The 18,756-nt window shown below is 41.8% G+C and carries 18 protein-coding genes and 1 pseudogene; 12 read left to right on the forward strand and 7 right to left on the reverse strand.

Translation table 11 applies throughout. The features are described from left to right. Positions 1-519, reverse strand: a 519-nt coding sequence (locus tag ABYB02_RS03875; protein WP_372761146.1) for a beta-ketoacyl synthase N-terminal-like domain-containing protein, incomplete at its 3' end; no start/stop codon positions are given. A 426-nt stretch (positions 520-945) separates the two neighbouring features. Between ABYB02_RS03875 and ABYB02_RS03880 the strand changes: the two genes are divergently transcribed. After that, on the forward strand, positions 946-1,392 hold the full coding sequence (locus ABYB02_RS03880; protein WP_372761147.1) for a DUF3592 domain-containing protein: 447 nt from the start codon (positions 946-948) through the stop codon (positions 1,390-1,392). Positions 1,393-1,435: 43 nt separating this feature from the next. Continuing rightward, positions 1,436-1,645 (forward strand): annotated as a pseudogene (locus ABYB02_RS03885) (hypothetical protein); the annotation flags it as partial. Between the two features lie 74 nt (positions 1,646-1,719). Here the strand turns inward: ABYB02_RS03885 and msrA are convergent. Next, positions 1,720-2,319, reverse strand: a complete 600-nt coding sequence (msrA, locus tag ABYB02_RS03890) for a peptide-methionine (S)-S-oxide reductase MsrA (RefSeq protein WP_372761148.1) — start codon at positions 2,317-2,319, stop codon at positions 1,720-1,722. Positions 2,320-2,636: 317 nt separating this feature from the next. Here msrA and ABYB02_RS03895 point away from each other — a divergent pair, with 317 nt between their 5' ends. Together ABYB02_RS03895 and ABYB02_RS03900 are read left to right on the forward strand one after the other, a co-directional pair. Beyond that, positions 2,637-3,614: a cyclase family protein gene (locus tag ABYB02_RS03895; protein WP_372761149.1), complete on the forward strand. Its 978-nt coding sequence runs from the start codon at positions 2,637-2,639 to the stop codon at positions 3,612-3,614. A 613-nt stretch (positions 3,615-4,227) separates the two neighbouring features. Next, positions 4,228-6,330, forward strand: coding sequence for a TonB-dependent siderophore receptor (locus ABYB02_RS03900; RefSeq protein ID WP_372761150.1), 2,103 nt, complete (start codon positions 4,228-4,230; stop codon positions 6,328-6,330). A 77-nt stretch (positions 6,331-6,407) separates the two neighbouring features. Here ABYB02_RS03900 and ABYB02_RS03905 read toward each other — a convergent pair whose 3' ends face one another. The 3 genes from ABYB02_RS03905 to ABYB02_RS03915 form a co-directional block, all read right to left on the reverse strand. Continuing rightward, the gene (locus ABYB02_RS03905) at positions 6,408-7,307 is read right to left on the reverse strand and encodes a GGDEF domain-containing protein (RefSeq protein WP_372761151.1); all 900 of its coding nucleotides are present in this window, start codon (positions 7,305-7,307) and stop codon (positions 6,408-6,410) included. Next, a complete protein-coding gene (locus ABYB02_RS03910; protein ID WP_372761152.1) occupies positions 7,300-8,109 on the reverse strand; it encodes an alpha/beta fold hydrolase in 810 nt (269 codons plus the stop codon). Before ABYB02_RS03910 ends, ABYB02_RS03905 begins: the two co-directional genes overlap by 8 nt. Positions 8,110-8,497: 388 nt before the next feature. Continuing rightward, positions 8,498-8,710: a hypothetical protein gene (locus ABYB02_RS03915; protein ID WP_372761153.1), complete on the reverse strand. Its 213-nt coding sequence runs from the start codon at positions 8,708-8,710 to the stop codon at positions 8,498-8,500. A gap of 90 nt (positions 8,711-8,800) precedes the next feature. Between ABYB02_RS03915 and ABYB02_RS03920 the strand changes: the two genes are divergently transcribed. Both ABYB02_RS03920 and ABYB02_RS03925 read left to right on the forward strand, forming a co-directional pair. Then, entirely contained in the window at positions 8,801-9,319 is a 519-nt protein-coding gene (locus ABYB02_RS03920; RefSeq protein ID WP_372761154.1) for a GNAT family N-acetyltransferase, read from the forward strand. Between the two features lie 479 nt (positions 9,320-9,798). Continuing rightward, a complete protein-coding gene (locus ABYB02_RS03925) occupies positions 9,799-10,227 on the forward strand; it encodes a tetratricopeptide repeat protein (RefSeq protein WP_372761155.1) in 429 nt (142 codons plus the stop codon). 125 nt (positions 10,228-10,352) lie between these two features. On the opposite strand, the gene ABYB02_RS03930 is transcribed toward ABYB02_RS03925, so the two are convergent. Together ABYB02_RS03930 and ABYB02_RS03935 are read right to left on the reverse strand one after the other, a co-directional pair. Then, a complete protein-coding gene (locus tag ABYB02_RS03930; RefSeq protein ID WP_372761156.1) occupies positions 10,353-10,874 on the reverse strand; it encodes a TetR/AcrR family transcriptional regulator in 522 nt (173 codons plus the stop codon). Positions 10,875-11,122: 248 nt separating this feature from the next. Continuing rightward, the gene (locus ABYB02_RS03935; protein WP_372761157.1) at positions 11,123-12,334 is read right to left on the reverse strand and encodes a porin; all 1,212 of its coding nucleotides are present in this window, start codon (positions 12,332-12,334) and stop codon (positions 11,123-11,125) included. 627 nt (positions 12,335-12,961) lie between these two features. Between ABYB02_RS03935 and ABYB02_RS03940 the strand changes: the two genes are divergently transcribed. The 6 genes from ABYB02_RS03940 (at position 12,962) to ABYB02_RS03965 (ending at position 18,735) form a co-directional block, all read left to right on the forward strand. After that, positions 12,962-14,551: an ABC-F family ATPase gene (locus ABYB02_RS03940; protein ID WP_372761172.1), complete on the forward strand. Its 1,590-nt coding sequence runs from the start codon at positions 12,962-12,964 to the stop codon at positions 14,549-14,551. A 151-nt stretch (positions 14,552-14,702) separates the two neighbouring features. Next, on the forward strand, positions 14,703-15,185 hold the full coding sequence (gene purE / locus ABYB02_RS03945) for a 5-(carboxyamino)imidazole ribonucleotide mutase (RefSeq protein WP_372761158.1): 483 nt from the start codon (positions 14,703-14,705) through the stop codon (positions 15,183-15,185). Positions 15,186-15,187: 2 nt separating this feature from the next. After that, positions 15,188-16,333, forward strand: a complete 1,146-nt coding sequence (locus ABYB02_RS03950; protein WP_372761159.1) for a 5-(carboxyamino)imidazole ribonucleotide synthase — start codon at positions 15,188-15,190, stop codon at positions 16,331-16,333. Between the two features lie 67 nt (positions 16,334-16,400). Then, complete coding sequence (locus ABYB02_RS03955) at positions 16,401-16,625, forward strand: DUF2798 domain-containing protein (RefSeq protein ID WP_372761160.1); 225 nt, start codon at positions 16,401-16,403, stop codon at positions 16,623-16,625. Between the two features lie 5 nt (positions 16,626-16,630). Further along, positions 16,631-17,557 carry a YeiH family protein gene (locus tag ABYB02_RS03960; RefSeq protein ID WP_372761161.1) on the forward strand — a complete coding sequence of 309 codons (927 nt, stop codon included), beginning with the start codon at positions 16,631-16,633 and terminating at the stop codon, positions 17,555-17,557. Continuing rightward, the gene (locus ABYB02_RS03965) at positions 17,557-18,735 is read left to right on the forward strand and encodes an endonuclease/exonuclease/phosphatase family protein (protein WP_372761173.1); all 1,179 of its coding nucleotides are present in this window, start codon (positions 17,557-17,559) and stop codon (positions 18,733-18,735) included. The genes ABYB02_RS03960 and ABYB02_RS03965 overlap by 1 nt, the downstream gene beginning before the upstream one ends. Positions 18,736-18,756: the final 21 nt, after the last annotated feature.

Raw genomic sequence — 18,756 nt, forward strand, 5'->3', positions numbered from 1 at the left:
GTAATTACTAGCAATATTTTCGGCGGTGATCCCCATAGGGTCATTATTCCATGGATCTTGTAACGTGGTAGTGAGTTCATCGACCATATTGCTATCGCCCATTTTTTGCCCCCAGCGGTTACTTGCAAGAGTATAGCCTGAACTACTCATGCTCTCTGCTCCGCCAGCAAGAGCCGCATCTACTTCACCTAATTGAATTTGTTGCGCTGCTTGTATTATGGCCTCTAAACCCGAACCACATAAACGGTTTAATGTGACCGCATGGCTACTTATAGGTAAACCAGCATCGAGGCCTATAACCCTTGATAAGTAGGCATCTTTAGGGCCATTATGAATTACTTTACCTACCACGCAGGAGCCCACTTGCTCTGTAGAGAGCTTGGCTCTGGCTAACGCTTCTTTTGCGCAATGAGTGCCCAGTTCAGCAGGTGTAAAATTTTTAAGGCTGCCACCAAAACTACCGATAGCAGTGCGTACTGCGCTAAGTATTACTACGCTGTTGTTATTAAGTTTTGCCATTGTGTTCTCTTATTGTTTTTATATTTATCTCTGCTTGCCATAAAATCGTATTTAATGAGCCAATGAGATTTACTTTGCTTCATCAAAACATAATTTCCCATCAAACAAAAGGCGTTGGCAAGAACTGGCAATTGCATTAACTACTTTTAATTGAGTGCATTGATTTCAGTAACTAATACAGTTGTGCACAAAGTCATACCCGCTAGTCTGTAAACGCCGCAATAACTTAAATAAGTCAATACTGCTTATATGTGCTAACCCTCACACTAATTTCAACTGAAGAAGTAAATTCATTATTACGTGGAATAGGTGCCTGTCCCTTTTTATTTTAAGCGCGTTTACAGCGGCAACTGCTACTATTTATTAATACATAATAAAATTCATCGCGAGCTGTGGAGTAACACATCAGTAAGCGTAAGGCAGCATATGGACTATTTACCTAGGATCCTGATTTCTATTGGCATTGGTATAATCATCTTGCTGACATACGCTGCTATTAGGGGCTACAAGAGTAAAAAGTGGCGCAGCACAAAAGGCATTTTGCTCGATAAAGGCACTCAGGTGCATATATCTAAAGCGCTTGATAGTAATGTAATTACTTGGAAAAGCACGCATATTGCATTGCAATACGAATACGAAGTAGCAGGGGAGACGTATCGTTCAACCCGTGCTACGTTTTCTGATATGGTTAATAAACCAAAGTCGTCATTAGACTTGCTATTAAATGAATATGCCGAGCATGACTATATTGTTGTTTACTATAACCCTGCAAACTACCAGGACAGCGTATTGTTTCCCGGCATTAGTATTTGGAACATTACGCCCATGCTCACCGGTGTGTTATTTATTGCCGCGGGCGTTTATATTAGCTAGCAGCGAATTAAACTCCGTTCAAACCGTTATATAAGTTTGGTGGTGGTTCGGTAAAAACTTTGCACTGCCAAGTTACACCACCGCGACCACCGTGCGTGCATTTTTTGATTATCAGTTAACTGATACTATTGGGCTTCGCGCTGCAGTAGATAATCTATTTAATGAAACCTATTACACCAACTCGTTTGCTGATGCGTGGGTGCAACCAGGTACGCCACGCAACGTGCGTGTGTCTGCTACATATAAGTTTTAATTAACGTATTATGGTTGCCAACAACTAGGCTGCTGATACTAGCAGCCTTTTTTAATCTCTTATTTATACCCTATTTAGTGTGTGGTTTTACCCCCCCAAATTTGTTTTAAGCGGCTATCTCGGCCACAGTTCCAGCGGTAGGCGGTATAGCGGATGGGATTGTTTTTGTAATAATCTTGGTGGTAGCTTTCGTTGCCTTTGATTGGATAGAAAGTTCCCGTTGGCAAAATAGGCGTAACAACGGTTTGTGCGGGGAATTGAGCCACCACAGCTTGTTTAGATTGCTCGGCTAATTGACGTTGATGCGCATTAGCAACAAATATAGCACTTAAATAACTGGGGCCTTTATCGCAAAACTGCCCTGTGGCATCAAAAGGGTCTATATTAAGCCAAAAATGATCGAGTATTGCTTGATAACTCACTCTGTTTGGATCGTAAGTGATCTCTACCGCTTCGTAATGGCCTTGATGATCGCCATTATAGGTCGGATTTTTAATTTTACCGCCGGTAAACCCCGATACGACATCAATAACCCCTTCAAGTTTTTCAAAGTCACTTTCCATACACCAAAAGCAACCACCGGCTAACACTGCTTTTTCACTGTTCGCCGCATGAGAAAATGAGGCAAACAACAGCAACGATGCTGATAACGTTAAGGCAACTAGTTTGTTCATAGTAATATCACACCTGTATTTTATTTGAAGATGAGTGTGTAACTCATAGCGTATAATATGACCCGCCAATGTTATAAACTATTTCAATGAGGGTAATGGTTATACCCCTGGTATAAGCAAGTTGATCATTAAATAATGCATTTACTGTGTTGTATAAGGCAATTACCCCTTTGCCAACCCTTGGCGCAGTGCAAAGATTTACAGTGCTGCCTGGCTGTACTATTTTTGAGTTATGTTTAACCGTTAATGAAGCGCCTTTTATTTGCTAAACATGTAATAACATTTAAATAATAGGCGCAGCAGAAAAGGATATTACCGTGAAAACACGTCATTTGTTTCCCATCAGCTTATTACTGCTCAGTACATCAAGCCTTGCCAGCGAGCTGCAAGTTACTCAAACTGCAAACAGCGGCGAGGCTAAAGTTACCACCAACGCAATGTTCATCGAACAGCTTAGCCAAGCGCGCACTTTTGATTTATCTCATAGCTGGGATGAAAACTCACCCATTGCGGCGGTGAACCCCTCGTACTCAATGAGCTTAAATAGCAGTCATGCAACAACGCGCAATACCTTTAATGATGCCGGGCAGTTGTCTTTCAGCTCTGAAATAATGCAATTTAGTGGCCACCATGGTGGGCCAACCATAGATGCATTAGGTCATATTGGGCGTGACGGTTTACTGTATGGCGGGGTTGATGCTATTAAAGCCAGTGCAGATAAACGCGGGCTTGGGCGCAGTGGTGTGGGGGCCGAGTTAGCTATTGATCATTACCCCGTTGATTTACTGACTAACAGAGGGGTATTACTAGATGTAGCGCGGTTTATTAATGGCGATAGCAGCCCATTAGCAAAAGGCTTTGACATTACCGCAGCCCACCTTGAGCAAACGGCAAAAGCACAAGGAACAACAATAAACCGTGGGGATACAGTATTTATTCGTACCGGATGGGGGCGCTACTTTAGTGAAAATAGTCAGCTTTATACCGCCGATGAAGCTGCCGGTGTTGGGGTAAGTGGTGCGCAGTACTTAATTGATATTGGTGCCCGTGTAGTAGGTAATGATACGCTTACCTTTGAAAAGCGCCCACCCATTGCAAGCTCGCCAACGTTTCAGGTGTTTCCAGTGCATATGATGTTGCTGGCCGATAATGGTATTTACATGATAGAGAATTTAAATCTGGAACAACTTGCAACAGCACAGCAATACGAATTTGTGGCTGTGGTGCCGCCATTAAAAATACGTGGTGCAACGGGTTCGCCACTGCGGGTGTTTGCATTAGCGACTAAGCATTAAGTGCATTGATAATAATTCACTCTCACACCCCAATTAACTATTGCCTGTGCTGTTTATGTATCCTGATTATGTATGCTGGCCATGTTATGACCGTTATTAAATTACAATGATCCACTGTTTTATCCACTAAATATTCGGCTCATATTGCAATATGAGCCGAATATGGTATAAGACTGCCAACCAAAACTGTATGCAATATATTGGATGACACTAATAGGGTGAAAGCCAACCAATTGCTTTATCTTTGCGCGTTTCAGCGCTGCAGTGTGTCTATAGCAAAACCATATAGCGACAACGCCAAGGCATAGTAGTCACAACATAAATTCGTTAACTGATTATATCTTTCACGGTAGGCTAATTTAATCAGATCCATTAACACACCAACTGTTTAGTCGCTTCATGCGCTACACATTAAACTTTGTATACGTACAATGCATTCAGTTTGGCCATCAATTTACATACCGGTTTTAACTATCTGTGTTTTATAAAGAAATCCAACAAAAGCGGCATTATCTAACATGCCCAGCTTTGCAAACAGCCTAAACTACTGCCAGCACATAATACTGCTTAGGCTGCAATTCTATTGAAGTTTGTAATATTAACAAGGTAAAAAATGAACACCAATTCTACAGGGCGCCAGCTCACTTATTTAGCCACATGTTTAGTGTATTTATTCTCCGGTCAGGCAAGTTTTGCCGATGAGCAACACCCGCTTGCAAATAGTGCAATAGAAAGGGTGGCCGTACTCGGCTCTCGGCATGTTTACCAGGGAGATTTTACCCCGCTTGAAACACCCCAAGCCGAGTTAAGTATTGATGCAGCTACTTTTACTAATGCGGGGGCATGGGATTTAAACCAAGCGCTGGACTTATCGGCATCAGTGGCACGACAAAACAATTTTGGCGGTTTATTGAATAACTTTGCGTTGCGTGGTTTTACCGGTGATGAAAACTTATCGAGTAATTATTTAGTTAATGGCTTTAATATAGGGTGGGGATTAGGTGGCACGCGCGACTTATCGAGTATTGCCTCGGTTGAGGTATTAAAGGGGCCACGGGCTGCATTATTTGGCCGCGGGGAGCCCGGTGGTACAGTTAATTTAATAACTAAACGACCCACGTTTGCAACGGAAGGTGAAATAAAACTAGCGGTGGCAAGTTTTGATACTTACCGCAGCGATATAGATTACACCAGCGCACTGTCTGATGAGCTCGCCATTCGACTGATTGGCTATTATGAAGACGCTAATAGCTTTAGAGATAACATAGAAAAAACAAAACAAGGCTTTAGCCCTTCGTTAACGTGGCGTATTAATGACGACCGTGAGCTGTTTTACGAATTGGAATACAGTAAGCTAACCGTGCCCTTTGACCGTGGAATACATGCAATCGATGGCAGGCTTAGTGTGTTACCCATAACGCGGTTTTTAGGTGAGCCAGGTGATGGTCCAATGACAGCACAGGTGCTTGGTCATCAGCTAGAGCTCACACAAGAATTAAACGATGATTGGCAGTTGTTAGTCGGGGCTAATTACCGTGATACTGAGCTCAGCGGATTTGCCACAGAAACCGGGTTTGGCGGCGTGATAAATGGCGAGGTCGATCGCTTTCGACGCTATCGCGATTATACTGCCAATTATCAACTACTGCGCGCTGAACTGAGCGGTGAAATTTACTTTGCGGGGCTTGAGCACCGGCTAATTATTGGCGCCGATGTTGATAAATTTAAAAATGAGCAATATTTACTGCAGATCAGCGGCGATCAACAGATTAATGTATTTGATCCTGTGTATGGTGCGTATCCACTGCCAAGCCCAGCACAGTATTCAGATAGGATTGAAATACAACAATCGGCCGGGGTGTTTTTGCAAGATCAAATATCACTTACAAACCAGTTAGCGTTGCGTATTGGTGCGCGCTTAGATGACTTTCAGCAAACGTTGCATAACCGCTTAACACATAGTGGTTATAAACAAACCGAAACACGTATGAGCCCACAATTTGGCGCTGTGTATGCGTTATTCGATAATTTATCGCTATATGCCAGCTATGGTGAAAACTTTCGTCCGCTTTCTGGTAGCGATGCACACGGTAACGGGTTTAAGCCCAACCAAACAACGTCAACAGAAGCCGGGATTAAGCTCAGTGTAAATGACGGCGCACTCGTTGCTACTTTGGCGGCATTTACGGTTACACAACAAAACATGCTGGTGGTAGATGATCCTACTGCGTTTACCAGTGCCGCAATTGGCGAAGCGCAAAGCCAAGGAGTGGAGTTTGATCTCGCTGGCGAGCTTAGTAATAGTTTATCGCTATGGGCATCGTATGCCTATGTTGATGCAGTAACCAAAAATGCGTTTTACGATAGCAATTTTGGTCTTAATATAGCCCCAGGCAGCCCACTATTAAATATTCCCAAACAACAACTTAGTTTACAGCTGGTTAAGTCGGGAGAATTAAATAATAACGCATTCAGTATAGGGGGCGGTATGTTGTATGTAAGCAAGCGAAATGGTTTTTTTGGTAGCGACTTTACCTTGCCAAGCTATATCACGGCGCGTGCCTTTTTACGCTATGCACTGACAAACACCATAACGCTTAGTGGCGAAGTCGATAACCTATTTAATGAAAAGTATTATACCAGCTCGTTCTCAGATGCGTGGGTGCAACCGGGCACGCCGCGCAGTTTACGTGCGTCGATAAGCTATCAGTTTTAATCAGCTTTTATATGTATGACGGGCTACTTACTTTAAGTAGCCTTGTTTCAGGGCTAGCGAATATAACGTATACGCTATTAGCTTGATTGGCTATGTACCTCGGTTCGATTTCGACCTAACTCTTTAGCGCGATACAGCGCCGTATCGGCTTTATCAAAGCTCGATTCATTATCCAGCAAGGTCACGCCCATACTCACGGTTAATGGCTGCTGTGCAATAACAATGCTATTTATCGCTTGGTGTAACCGCTCTGCATAAGCCATGGCTTGCTGTAATGCTGTATTAGGTAACAAAATTAAAAACTCTTCTCCGCCATAGCGTGCAATTAAGTCGCGCTTTCGACCCGAATTAATTAACACCTGGCCCAGTTGTTTTAATATTCTGTCGCCTTCGGGATGACCATAGTTATCGTTTATATCTTTGAAATAGTCGATATCAATCATAATCATTGCGATAGGATCATCGTCATGTGTTAATTGTGATAACGCGCTCATGGCACGAAATTTAATTTCTCGCCTGTTTAGCAAACCGGTTAATTCATCCACAGAGGCGAGCTTTTTTAATGCTTGGGTTTGTTGTTCTAGTTTTTCACGGGCACTGATTAGCTCGTCATACAGTTTATTGCGGCTGGTGGCGGTAAAAAAGCTCCAATACACGTAATTATTGGCCGCAACGCGGGCATTTACGGTTATTGGGGTGCGAATATTATTGCCATTTATAATACTCAATTGTATTTCGCTACAACGCTTTTCATGCAGTAACATAGGTAGTAAATAGCTGTGATAAAAAACTTTAGCGCCTTTCGTTAATATCGTTTCTATTTTTTTACCAAGCAGCTGACTTTTGTCCCAGTGAAGTTCATGACTTACATAGTCATTAACAAAAATAATTAGCTGTTCGCTATCGGTCACTATGGCCCCTGAAGGGAAGTCATCTAGCTTAAAGTGACGATTAGTTTGGGGATTGGGATCACGCATTGATAAAGTTTACTATTAATGGCGCAATAATTTCGGGGTGGGTCATATGTAAGCAATGACCTTGTGCTGAGATTATTTTAAGTGACGACTCAGGCAATGTATTATGCATATACTCACCAACAGAAACGGCCGCTAATGCATCGTCTTCGCTTTGCAGTAGTAAAACAGGGTGTTTAGCTTTAGGGAGTGTAGCGCGGTGATCTGAAAAAAAGGTGGCATAAGCAAAGCTTTTAGCAATAACAGGATCGGTTGAACAAAATTTGTCATGTAGCTCGACTATGAGTTCTTGTCCATTTGACACGCCCATCACTAAGGGAGCAAGGTACTCAGCCCAGCCGATGTAATTTTTATCCATTAAGCTCAATAACTCCTGCAAATCGGCTTTATCAAAGCCACCATAATACTCAGGTGGCACATTTAAAAAGCAAGGAGATGGGCATACCATGATCTGTTTAGTAAAATATTCTGGCTGCTTTATCGAAGCAATTAAGCCAATAATACAGCTAACAGAGTGGGCCACTAAGGTAACATCGGTGAGTGATAACGCTTTGCATATATCGATAATGTCGTCGGCGTACCCTGCTAAATCACGGTACTTTTGCAAACTGAACTGCGTGGTGTCTGATTGACCAGAACCTACGTAATCAAACAAAATAATTTTATAGTCACCCTGTAAATAGGGTAATAAAAAGCGCCACACATTTTGATCGCAACCAAACCCATGTGCTAATAACAAGGTGTTAGTGCCTTTTCCTATAACGGTAACATTATTTCTTTTTAATACGTCGTTACAATAATTCATAAAAACAGCTCTATTATCGAGTACTTATTACTATATATTTAAGTTAAAAATGCTCATGAAGAACGCTCAGTGAACGCAAAAAGCATAAATTAGTGTATATAAAACACGGTGATAACACCATAAATAACACTATTTCGCTAGTAAAAATAATAACATATAACTTTATTATTATATAACGATTGTTTTTTGCAGTTATAACTCATACAAATTGAGCGGTTTTTTGTTTTAATGGTTATTTTTCAGGCATTAAATATCACTAATTAAGAAAAACCGCGAATGTGCCATTAATGTAGCAAAGTTAGTGTAAGCAGCTGTCTTGCAGTATGAGTAGGCACACTGAGTTGATTTTCTACTAAGGCTGTTTAGTTATACAACCTTAGTAGTACGTTTAGTGGGTGTCTTGTTGTTGCTGTTCTCTGGCTAATTGATTGGGTAGCAATTGCTCAACAATTTCGCGAGCAGGAAGAGTGTAGCGTGTGCCATCAAACATAACAGAGGTAAATTCATTAATATTAGTAATGCCTGTTAAGGTCCAACCTTCGCCACGCTCTGGGCAATAAACAGTGGTAGTCGGTTGTATTACTTTAAATTCGTCGCTCATGATTGCTCTCAATTAATACTTGTTAATAGGCTATGGTAAGTTAATAATGTGGGTTCATAAAGCGCTATTTCAAGGTTTGGCTAATTTGGTATGTTTACACAAATTAAGTTACCACGGGTTAGGTTACGCCTGATAACCCATAAACATGCCGCCAGTTTGTTTTGTATATTGAACCATCCACAGGTCGCGCAGTTTAACGATTACCAACTACCGCTGAGCAATACAGATATAAAGCAATTAATACAAGACGATATAAGCGGTTATTATCACGGTGATTTGTTACGAGTTGCAATAGAGCATAACAACACCGGGCAACTACTGGGTTGTTGTGGCTTATACAGTATAGATAAAGATAAGCAAATGGCATACTTAGGGTTTGAACTGCACCCACATTATTGGCAACAAGGCATTATGAGTGAGGCATTGGTGGCCTTTATTAACACAATGCAGCGTAGTTTGGGGCTAACTAAGTTAATTGCTGAAGTACACAAGCACAATACACCGTCGCATAAACTGCTGACAAAGCTAGGCTTTAGTAAACAGGGCAAAGAGTCTGCAGCACATCAAGTTAAAAGTAGCTGTGAGTTGTGGCATAAACAGTTTACGTAACCAACGCGCTAAAAATAAAATGAGACCAGGTATAATCAATAAAGAACACATCATACTGTATAAGGGTCATAGCTCAATCTTAGCAACAGCACATAAAAATATTAATAATAAACGTGGGGGGAATTGCCTGACCCTATCGCTATAAAAAACGATCAATCTACTATCGATAGCGGTATTCAGTAGTTTGTTGGTTTATAAGTGACACGTTAAACCGTGTGCCGTTTAATGAGCAGTATGAAAACTTCTATAATCTGAGGGCCTCATCAACGGGTGACAAATTGCCTGTGTATTCACTATTTTCTGCCGTTGTTTTTAGGATAAAAATCTGGCCATGGTACATATTTCACCTTCGTATTAGTCATTAATAATGTATTATTAGCTTAGTGTCACACGTTGATGAAACAGTTGCTTACAGCTGCCATGTAATAGTTTGCTAAATTGAATGCATAAATTAGTTTAGCTGCAAAAGGATAACAGTCATGATGAATACAAAATTATATAAAGTGGTACACGATTTGGCGGAAGATTTGATGGCCGCGGCTAATAACAATGACCGCGCTAAGTTTGAGTCGCTGTTTGCTCAGCTCAAAGCAATTTGTGAAGAAAACGAACACACCTCAAAAGATCACCCTGTGCAGTGGGAAACCTTAGCCGACTTTACCGAAGAGCTAGAAGAAGCCATTTCCACTTACGAAAAAGCACTAGAAAAATCGATTGCGCTGAACAATAAAGATCACATGTCATCGGTTGCGTACTCAATGGCCACGTTACAAGTTGAGTTGGGGCAAAAAGACGAGGCAATTAAAAACCTACAACAGGCGAAGGTGAGTGCAAATAAAATCGAAGATAAACAGCTTAAAGCCGAAATTCACGATTTACTTGAATCACTAATTGAAGAAGAAGGTTAATACCACGCGCATTAGGCTTTAACCTTAACTAGGATTTTGCTAAACGAGGGCGTGTTGACCGCTGAAAATTAAATTTAGCTAACTAAATTTAATTTTAACAAACACGCCATAGTAACGAGCAAGGATTATAGCAGCGTTATTTTACTGGTTAGTTCACGTACCATAGCTTCGGCGTTCGGCTCTGGCTCATTTAAACCGGTGATCAAGGTCATGAAATAACAATCCATCATTACCGTGGCTTTTACCTCATCGTACTGAGCTTGATCGCTAAATAATAACTGTTTAAATGCCGAAACTTGCTCAGTAAAATAGGCTTTACGCCAAATAATATCACTGAGTAATATTTTACTAAACTCGGTATTTTCGCAATAGAAAGAAAAAAGCGGCAGGGCATAATGGCGTAATTTTAAACGTGGTGAGTGCTGTTTATCAGACTGCTTTGCTTGGTTAATAATCACGGCAATTTGTTGTTGCATTCCGGCCACTAATAAATCGATTTTGTTTTCGAAATGACTAAATACCGTTCCCACAGCCACATTAGCAACCGTGGCAATTTCTCGAGTTGATGTATGCTCATAGCCTTGCAGTAAAAATAGCTCCCATGCCGAGGCTAAAATTTTATTACGCGTTTTCTCTTTTTTATTCATTATGATTCAATACTTTAAGTTTTAACTAAATGAAAGAGTTAAGTCTACAGTAAAATACTGAGCGCGCTCAATACTTTTAGTGAGCGCGCTCATTTATATTAACAACCAGATGAAGTTTATCAAACGCATCATCAGATTAATACATGATTTGATTGCAGTTATCATCACGCTAGCAGGTATTTTATATTGTAATGTTAAAGACAAAAAAAAGCCCTGCTGATAGTAAGCAGGGCTTTTTTCATCGCTGTTTACAGTATGTACCTAAAGCCAAATGCAATGCCGTCATCTTCCGATTGTTCCATTTGCGCTTGTTGCTCTTTATCACTGCTTTCAAAGTCACCGAAGTCTTTACGTGCTTCAACGTAAAGTTGCGTGTTGTCATCAATTAAGTAATGCACACCAATCACCGCAAATTGACGTTTAAATACATCGTTAGGATCGGCGTTAAAGTTTGGCTGAATCACGTAGTCATCGCCTGCATCAAAAATGTTATAGGCAATAAAAGGGCGAATGTCATTGTCGAAGCGGTATGAAGCAAACGTTTCAACACCTACGGCGTCTTTAATTAAGCGGCCTAGATTATCGGTATCGTGGTTTTTGTTTTTATTCACGTTCGCTGCAAAGTAAAAGCCCGGTGCATCAATGTTGCCCCAAATAACGCCCGCACCATAGATTAAGTCATCTACTGTGCGTGTTGAACCATCACCAAAGTGTAAGTCAAACTCACCACGGTTAATACCCGCTGTTAAGGTTAGCATATCGGTTACGTTGTACGTGATTGCACCACCAAGCGTATAGTTAAATTCAACTTTTTGTGCTTTAACATCGCCAGCTTCCCATCTAGCTTGGCATTGTGCTTCGCTAATGTTACTGATATCACAGGTATAGAACTGGCTATTTTTAAGCTGTGTTTGCACACTAAATTCAAAGTCGTTGTAGCTATTGCGATATTGCAGAGTTTTATCACCTCGGCCGGTACCATTAACGGCGCCGTCGTCTTTGTTATAAGTGTAAACACCTGCCGCGTTGCCATCCCACACATAACTATAGTTAGTGGCATACACTACATCGAACCACGAACCCCATTGTTTACCAATCGTGATTTGGCCGTATTTTTCATGTGATAAGCCGGCATAGCCTAAGCGGTTATATAAAAACTCATCTTGAATAGACTCAAAACGGTTGTTGTAAACAATATCGCTACTGCCCACAGGGTTAACACCCCATTCAATCAGTGCGAGTGCTTGCCAGTCGTTTTTTAATTGACGTTTAAAGCCAAAATTAATACGTGACGCACCATTTACAATTTCATTTTGACCCTGAGTATTGATCGCGCGTACATCTAAATAGCCACCGATGCTCACTGCATTTTTATCGTCTTTATATACTTCCACTGCAGACACTGCAGGGGCGGCTAAAATACTTACGCTAAGTAGGGTAGCCAGCTTGTTGTTTATCATATGTTGCCTTGTAATATTTTGATGCTTTTTAACATTTGAAAATTTTAGGAAACGAAGACTAACAAAGCAATAAAATGCTCAAAAGTGAAAAATCCTCACTAAAAAAAGCGACGAAAAACTGCAAATATTCACCTAAAGTTAATTTTGTTATTATTAATGGCATTTTTTTTAGTGTGTGGAGTATGCAATAGTCGAATAGTATTAGAAGTGGGTAAAGTTAACTTGAATTATGTTCACGTTGATTAAAAAGTAACAGCAGGAGTAAAAGCTCTAATTGCACTAAATATACACAATATATAGATAAATGTTTTATGTAAAAGCTAAATGCGATAAACAAGCTGACAAACACGTTAAGCGGAGGTTTTAATCACGTTAGCAGCACGTTACAAAAATGCATAAAGTAAGCTTTATTATGCATAGCTATTTATCAATACTCAGTGCTAGGCTAAATAGTGCTGTGTTAAACATACCAGCAAAGTTAGCAACACCAACATAGGGGCCATAGCTCACATTACAACACCGCTAGAATAGGGAGTTAGCGGGTAATCTTTCATAGAAAAAACCGCTCATTTGGTTTAAACTGCGCGCAATTTAAATACACTCATTTCTCCCTTGGAGGGTAGCGCTATTATTAGTACAGCTAACATCACCATGCAATTTGGTGCTAAACCGTTATTTGAAAATATTTCAGCAAAATTTGGCGAAGGTAACCGTTACGGTTTAATTGGCGCAAACGGCTGTGGTAAATCAACATTTATGAAAATCCTTAGCGGCGAGCTTGAGCCATCTTCAGGTAACGTAAGTACTGATCCAAATGAACGCGTTGCTAAACTAAACCAGGATCAGTTTGCCTACGAAGAATACTCAGTAATAGACACAGTGATCATGGGTCATAAAGAGTTATGGGAAATAAAGCAAGAGCGCGACCGTATTTATTCTTTAGCAGAAATGAGTGAAGAAGACGGCATGAAAGTGGCCGATTTAGAAACCGAATTTGCTGAAATGGACGGTTACTCTGCTGAGTCTAAAGCAGGTGAGTTATTATTAGGCGTTGGTATTGGCACTGAGCAACATTATGGCCCGATGTCGGAAATTGCCCCGGGTTTTAAACTGCGGGTATTGTTAGCCCAAGTGCTGTTTTCAGATCCCGATATCATGCTACTCGATGAGCCCACCAATAACCTCGATATTTACACGATTAAGTGGTTAGAAGATGTATTGAATCAACGCGATTGTACCATGATCATTATTTCGCATGACCGTCACTTTTTAAACTCTGTATGTACCCACATGGCCGATATTGACTACGGTGAACTGCGTATTTACCCAGGTAACTATGACGAGTACATGTTTGCAGCCACTCAAGCGCGTGAACGGCTATTAAGTGAGAACGCGAAGAAGAAAAACCAAATTGCTGAATTACAACAGTTTGTTTCACGTTTCTCGGCTAACGCATCAAAAGCGAAGCAAGCCACGTCGCGTGCTAAACGTATCGATAAAATTCAGTTAGACGAAGTAAAAGCCTCGTCGCGTCAATCACCGTTTATTCGTTTTGAGCAAGAAAAACAGTTATTCCGTAATGCGCTTGAAATGACCAGCCTCAGCCAAGGTTTTGAAGATAATACCTTATTCTCTGGCTTAGAAGGGCTGGTCGAAGTGGGCGAGCGTATCGCTATTATTGGTGAAAACGGCGTGGGTAAAACCACCTTATTAAACACTCTAGCGGGGCGTTTAGCGCCTAAATCGGGTGAGTTTAAATGGTCTGAAAATGCTAATATTGGTTACTACGCGCAAGATCACGCCGATGAATTCGCTCAAGATATGAACTTATTTGAGTGGATGGAACAATGGCAGCAAGAAGGCGACGATGAGCAAGTGGTACGCAGCTTTTTAGGGCGCATGCTGTTCTCACAAAACGACATTAAAAAGTCGGTAAAAGTCATTTCAGGGGGTGAACAAGGCCGCATGTTGTTTGGTAAAATCATGATGCATAAGCCAAACATTTTGCTTATGGATGAACCTACCAACCACATGGATATGGAATCGATAGAGGCTTTAAACTTAGCCCTTGAAGCTTATGAAGGCACCTTACTGTTTGTATCGCACGACCGTCAGTTTGTATCGTCAGTGGCAACCCGTATTTGGGAAATCAAAGATGGCAAAGTAATTGACTTTAGAGGCAATTACGCTGAGTACTTAGCTAGCAAAGAAGCCTAATTAACGCTTTACTGCTAACCTTGAAAAGCCATGTATAACATGGCTTTTTTTGTTTTTGTTAGTCGCAATTTTATGGCTTTTGGGTATAATACCCGCCATAAAACCGGACATAAGTCCGCTACTTTAAAAAGTATATTACTGAGGAGTATTTATGAAAGTTGGCATTATTATGGGTTCTAAATCAGATTGGCCAACCATGGAACACGCCGCACACATGCTAGACACATTTGGCATAGAGTACGAAACCAAAGTGGTGTCTGCCCACAGAACTCCTCAACTACTTGCCGACTATGCAAGTACAGCAGCAGAGCGCGGTATCAATGTAATTATTGCCGGTGCTGGCGGCGCGGCGCATTTACCTGGTATGGCGGCGGCGTTTACGTCACTGCCGGTATTAGGTGTGCCGGTTAAATCAAAAGCACTCAATGGTGTTGACTCGTTATTGTCTATTTGCCAAATGCCAAAAGGTGTTGCGGTGGGTACCTTAGCGATTGGCGAGCCCGGTGCGGCCAACGCGGGTTTATTAGCAGCGCAAATTTTAGGTTGCCAAAACCCCGAAATTTTCGCAAAAATTGAAGCGTTTCGTAAAGCGCAAACCGACACTATTTTAGCTAACCCAAACCCAGCAGAATAATTATGACTATTTTAATTTTAGGGGCCGGGCAGCTTGCCCGAATGATGAGCCTAGCAGGCGCACCGCTTAATTTAAATGTGGTTGCTTACGATGTTGGCAGCAAAAAAATTGTTCATCCGCTAACCGGTGAGGTGTATTCAACCACACTTGAAGACGCCATTGCCCATGCCGATGCAATTACCGCGGAATTTGAGCACATACCCGATGATGTGCTCACTCTGTGTTGTAACAGTAATAAGTTTTACCCAGGTAAAGCGGCTATTAAAACCGGCGGTGACCGCCAAATTGAAAAAGCGCTACTCGATAAAACAAAGGTCGCCTGCGCGCCGTATCAACTCATTACTGAAAAAGCGCATTTAGAGCTGGCAGTTGAAAAGTTAGGTAAGCCGTTGGTGATTAAAACCTGCCAAGCGGGATACGACGGTAAAGGCCAGTGGCGATTAAAATCAGATGAGCAAATAGACACTATTTGGGCTGAAATGGCTGATTTTATTGCCGCGGGTACCGAGCACGCACCGCACACCATTATTGCCGAAAAAATGATCCCATTTGATAGGGAAGTATCTATTATTGGCGCCCGTGATAAACACGGCAATGTGGCAATATATCCATTAACCGAAAATGAGCACACTAACGGTGTATTAACGCTGTCGGTAGCAGGCCTAGATAATAGCCGTGTGGAACAACAAGCAATCGATGCATTTACTAAGCTTGCCAACGCATTAGATTATGTGGGTGTATTGGCGGTGGAGTTTTTTGATGTGCAAGGCACGTTACTGGTTAACGAAATAGCCCCGCGGGTGCATAACTCGGGTCATTGGACACAACAAGGCTGTCATTGTTCGCAATTTGAAAATCATCTGCGTGCGGTTGCCGGTTTACCGTTAGGCAATAGCGAACTGAAACACGTGACTGCGATGATCAATGTGTTAGGCCAAGCGAATATCCCTACTGAGGTGTTGGCTACTACAGATGTAACCAGCCATTGGTACGGCAAGTCGGTAAAGCCTGGACGTAAAATGGGCCATATTAATGTCTCTGCTGATAATTTAGCGCAATTAGGAGCACGTTTAGCTGAGTTAAGTAAACTGTTACCTGAGGCAGATTACCCCGGACTACTCACCATGAGTCAGTCACTTAATAACTAGTATAATCCTATCTATAATAAGCTTGGCAGCCGCTGAGCTTATTTTATAATCTCTACAAGGTTTTCTTATGCTTGATCCTAAGTATCGCGTCGCGGTATTTGCGTTTTTTATGGCAATATTTATGTCTGGGTTTATGTCGCTTGTTATTACCTTGTTTAATGTGGGCTGGGTGGACGAAATCGCTAGTGTCTGGCTGAAAGCGTGGTTATTTGCATTTTGTATTGCGTTTCCTACCGTTATGGTTGTTGCCCCTTGGGTACATAGGTTAACCAATAAATTAATTCGAGCCTAACTGCAATGCTAATGATAATTAAAAAACCTTTATTTATTATATTATTAGCTTTATGTGCTAGCCCCATTATTGGTGCTGGCACAGCGCTGATTATGGGCGCTGCGTTTGCTATGTTATTAGGCAATCCTTTTGCGGCATTATCACAAAAAGCCAGCAAATGGCTGCTAAAATTAGCCGTAGTGGGGCTTGGCTTTGCGGTTGATTTTAATCAAGTAATAGCTGTGGGTAAAAGTTCACTGGTATTAACCATAGTCAGTATTACCGCGATAATTGGCTTAGGAGAGCTGTTAACGCAAGCATTTAAATTAAACCGTAACACGGGAGTGTTAATTTCGTTTGGCACCGCTATTTGTGGCGGTAGCGCGATTGCAGCCATGGCGCCGGTGATCAAAGCAAAAGATCATGAAGTGGCCGTGGCTTTAGGTGTGGTATTTATGCTCAACGGTTTAGGGTTGTTGTTATTTCCAAGTATCGGACATTACTTTAACCTCAGTCAGCAACAGTTTGGCATGTGGGCGGCATTAGCGATACACGACACCAGCAGTGTCGTCGGCGCATCAGCCACCTATGGTGCATTGGCGTTAAGCATCGCCACCACAGTAAAACTGACCCGTGCAATGTGGATTATTCCCTATACGGCGTTGGCCGGTGTATACTTTCGCTCTGAAGAAAAAGCCAGTATCCCGGTATTTATTATCGGTTTTGTATTGGCAGCATTAATCAACAGTTACTTCCCAGCGTATTCATCATTATGGGAACTAATAAATAGTGCGGCTAAACAATTACTGGTAGTCACGTTATTTTTAATTGGCAGTGGTCTGTCGGTTGCGGTAATAAAGCAAGCCGGATTTAAACCTTTCTTAATGGCTATACTTTTATGGATAGTGGTCAGTGGGGTTATTTTATTATTAATTTTAGATGGATTATTATGATGAAAGGTATTTTTTCTCTAACTGTGCTGAGTGCCGTGTTGTGCTCTTCGCTAGTAGTAACGCGCGCAGAAGCGCAGCCGCTGCGGGTAGCCACATTTAATGTTAGTATGGATGCGACAAACTATACGGCAAAAAATCAGCCAATAAAAAGCGGTGCATTGGTCAAGGCGCTCACAAGTGACCACCAGCAAATTAAAAATATTGCCGAAATCATTCAGCGCGTACGCCCCGATATTTTACTACTCAACGAATTTGATTATGTTCCTAAACAGCAGGGCATCGACTATTTTAAGCGCCACTATTTAAGTGTGAGTCAAAACAAGCAAAGCCCGATAGACTACCCGTATATTTATATTGCGCCGGTTAATACTGGGCTTGCCACCGAGTTTGACTTAGACAATGACGGCAAAGCGACGGGGATCATGGGCGATGCACAAGGTTTTGGCTTTTTTGCAGGGCATTACGGTATGGCGCTGTTATCGCGTTACCCAATCGACGTTGCACACATCAGAACCCTGCAAACCTTTAAATATAAAGATATGCCCAATGCGCAAATGCCCATAGATCCTGTGACTGGCGAAAATTGGTATAATGCGCAAGAATGGCAAGCGCTGCGTTTAAGCTCAAAGTCTTATTGGGATATTCCTATTAAGGTTAATAATAGCACTCTGCATATACTGGCCTCGCACCCGACGCCCCCGGTGTTTGATGGCGATGAAGATCGTAATGGCAAACGCAATCATGATGAAATACGCTTAGTGGCCGACTACATTAATAATGCAGACTATATCTATGATGATAACGGCCAACAGGGGGGCTTAGCAGCAAACAGCCGCTTTGTTATTGTAGGTGATTTAAATGCCGCTCCCGAAGGCGATAAAAAACGCCCAGCAACCACAGATCTATTATTAACACACCGCTTAGTTAATGCCACGTTTGTGCCACACAGTGCCGGTGCTAAACAGCAATATCCTCAGCCTTATGCACAACACTACACTGCCAATTGGCAAGCGCGAGTAGATTACGTGTTGCCATCACAGTATGGCTTATCCATTGTAAATGGCGGGGTGTTTTGGCCCACTAAAAACAGTGCGCTGCATCGGTTAATTAAAGATAGGAACGCCTCGAGTGATCATCGTCTAGTGTGGCTTGATTTAACCATAGAGCAAGCAAACTAACTCAGTAACACCGACGTTTAT

It is taken from the genome of Pseudoalteromonas sp. (assembly GCF_041613455.1).
GTDB lineage: Bacteria > Pseudomonadota > Gammaproteobacteria > Enterobacterales > Alteromonadaceae > Pseudoalteromonas.

Bases quoted from the DNA above. Each gene is read 5' to 3' on its own strand.
- ABYB02_RS03935 (WP_372761157.1), bottom strand. From the start codon at position 12,334: ATGATAAACAACAAGCTGGCTACCCTACTTAGCGTAAGTATTTTAGCC.
- ABYB02_RS03905 (WP_372761151.1), bottom strand. From the start codon at position 7,307: ATGCGTGATCCCAATCCCCAAACTAATCGTCACTTTAAGCTAGATGAC.
- ABYB02_RS03930 (WP_372761156.1), bottom strand. From the start codon at position 10,874: ATGAATAAAAAAGAGAAAACGCGTAATAAAATTTTAGCCTCGGCATGG.
- ABYB02_RS03960 (WP_372761161.1), top strand. From the start codon at position 16,631: ATGCTAATGATAATTAAAAAACCTTTATTTATTATATTATTAGCTTTA.
- ABYB02_RS03900 (WP_372761150.1), top strand. From the start codon at position 4,228: ATGAACACCAATTCTACAGGGCGCCAGCTCACTTATTTAGCCACATGT.
- ABYB02_RS03880 (WP_372761147.1), top strand. From the start codon at position 946: ATGGACTATTTACCTAGGATCCTGATTTCTATTGGCATTGGTATAATC.
- ABYB02_RS03925 (WP_372761155.1), top strand. From the start codon at position 9,799: ATGATGAATACAAAATTATATAAAGTGGTACACGATTTGGCGGAAGAT.
- ABYB02_RS03910 (WP_372761152.1), bottom strand. From the start codon at position 8,109: ATGAATTATTGTAACGACGTATTAAAAAGAAATAATGTTACCGTTATA.
- purE (WP_372761158.1), top strand. From the start codon at position 14,703: ATGAAAGTTGGCATTATTATGGGTTCTAAATCAGATTGGCCAACCATG.
- msrA (WP_372761148.1), bottom strand. From the start codon at position 2,319: ATGAACAAACTAGTTGCCTTAACGTTATCAGCATCGTTGCTGTTGTTT.
- ABYB02_RS03965 (WP_372761173.1), top strand. From the start codon at position 17,557: ATGAAAGGTATTTTTTCTCTAACTGTGCTGAGTGCCGTGTTGTGCTCT.
- ABYB02_RS03955 (WP_372761160.1), top strand. From the start codon at position 16,401: ATGCTTGATCCTAAGTATCGCGTCGCGGTATTTGCGTTTTTTATGGCA.
- ABYB02_RS03915 (WP_372761153.1), bottom strand. From the start codon at position 8,710: ATGAGCGACGAATTTAAAGTAATACAACCGACTACCACTGTTTATTGC.
- ABYB02_RS03950 (WP_372761159.1), top strand. From the start codon at position 15,188: ATGACTATTTTAATTTTAGGGGCCGGGCAGCTTGCCCGAATGATGAGC.
- ABYB02_RS03920 (WP_372761154.1), top strand. From the start codon at position 8,801: ATGTTTACACAAATTAAGTTACCACGGGTTAGGTTACGCCTGATAACC.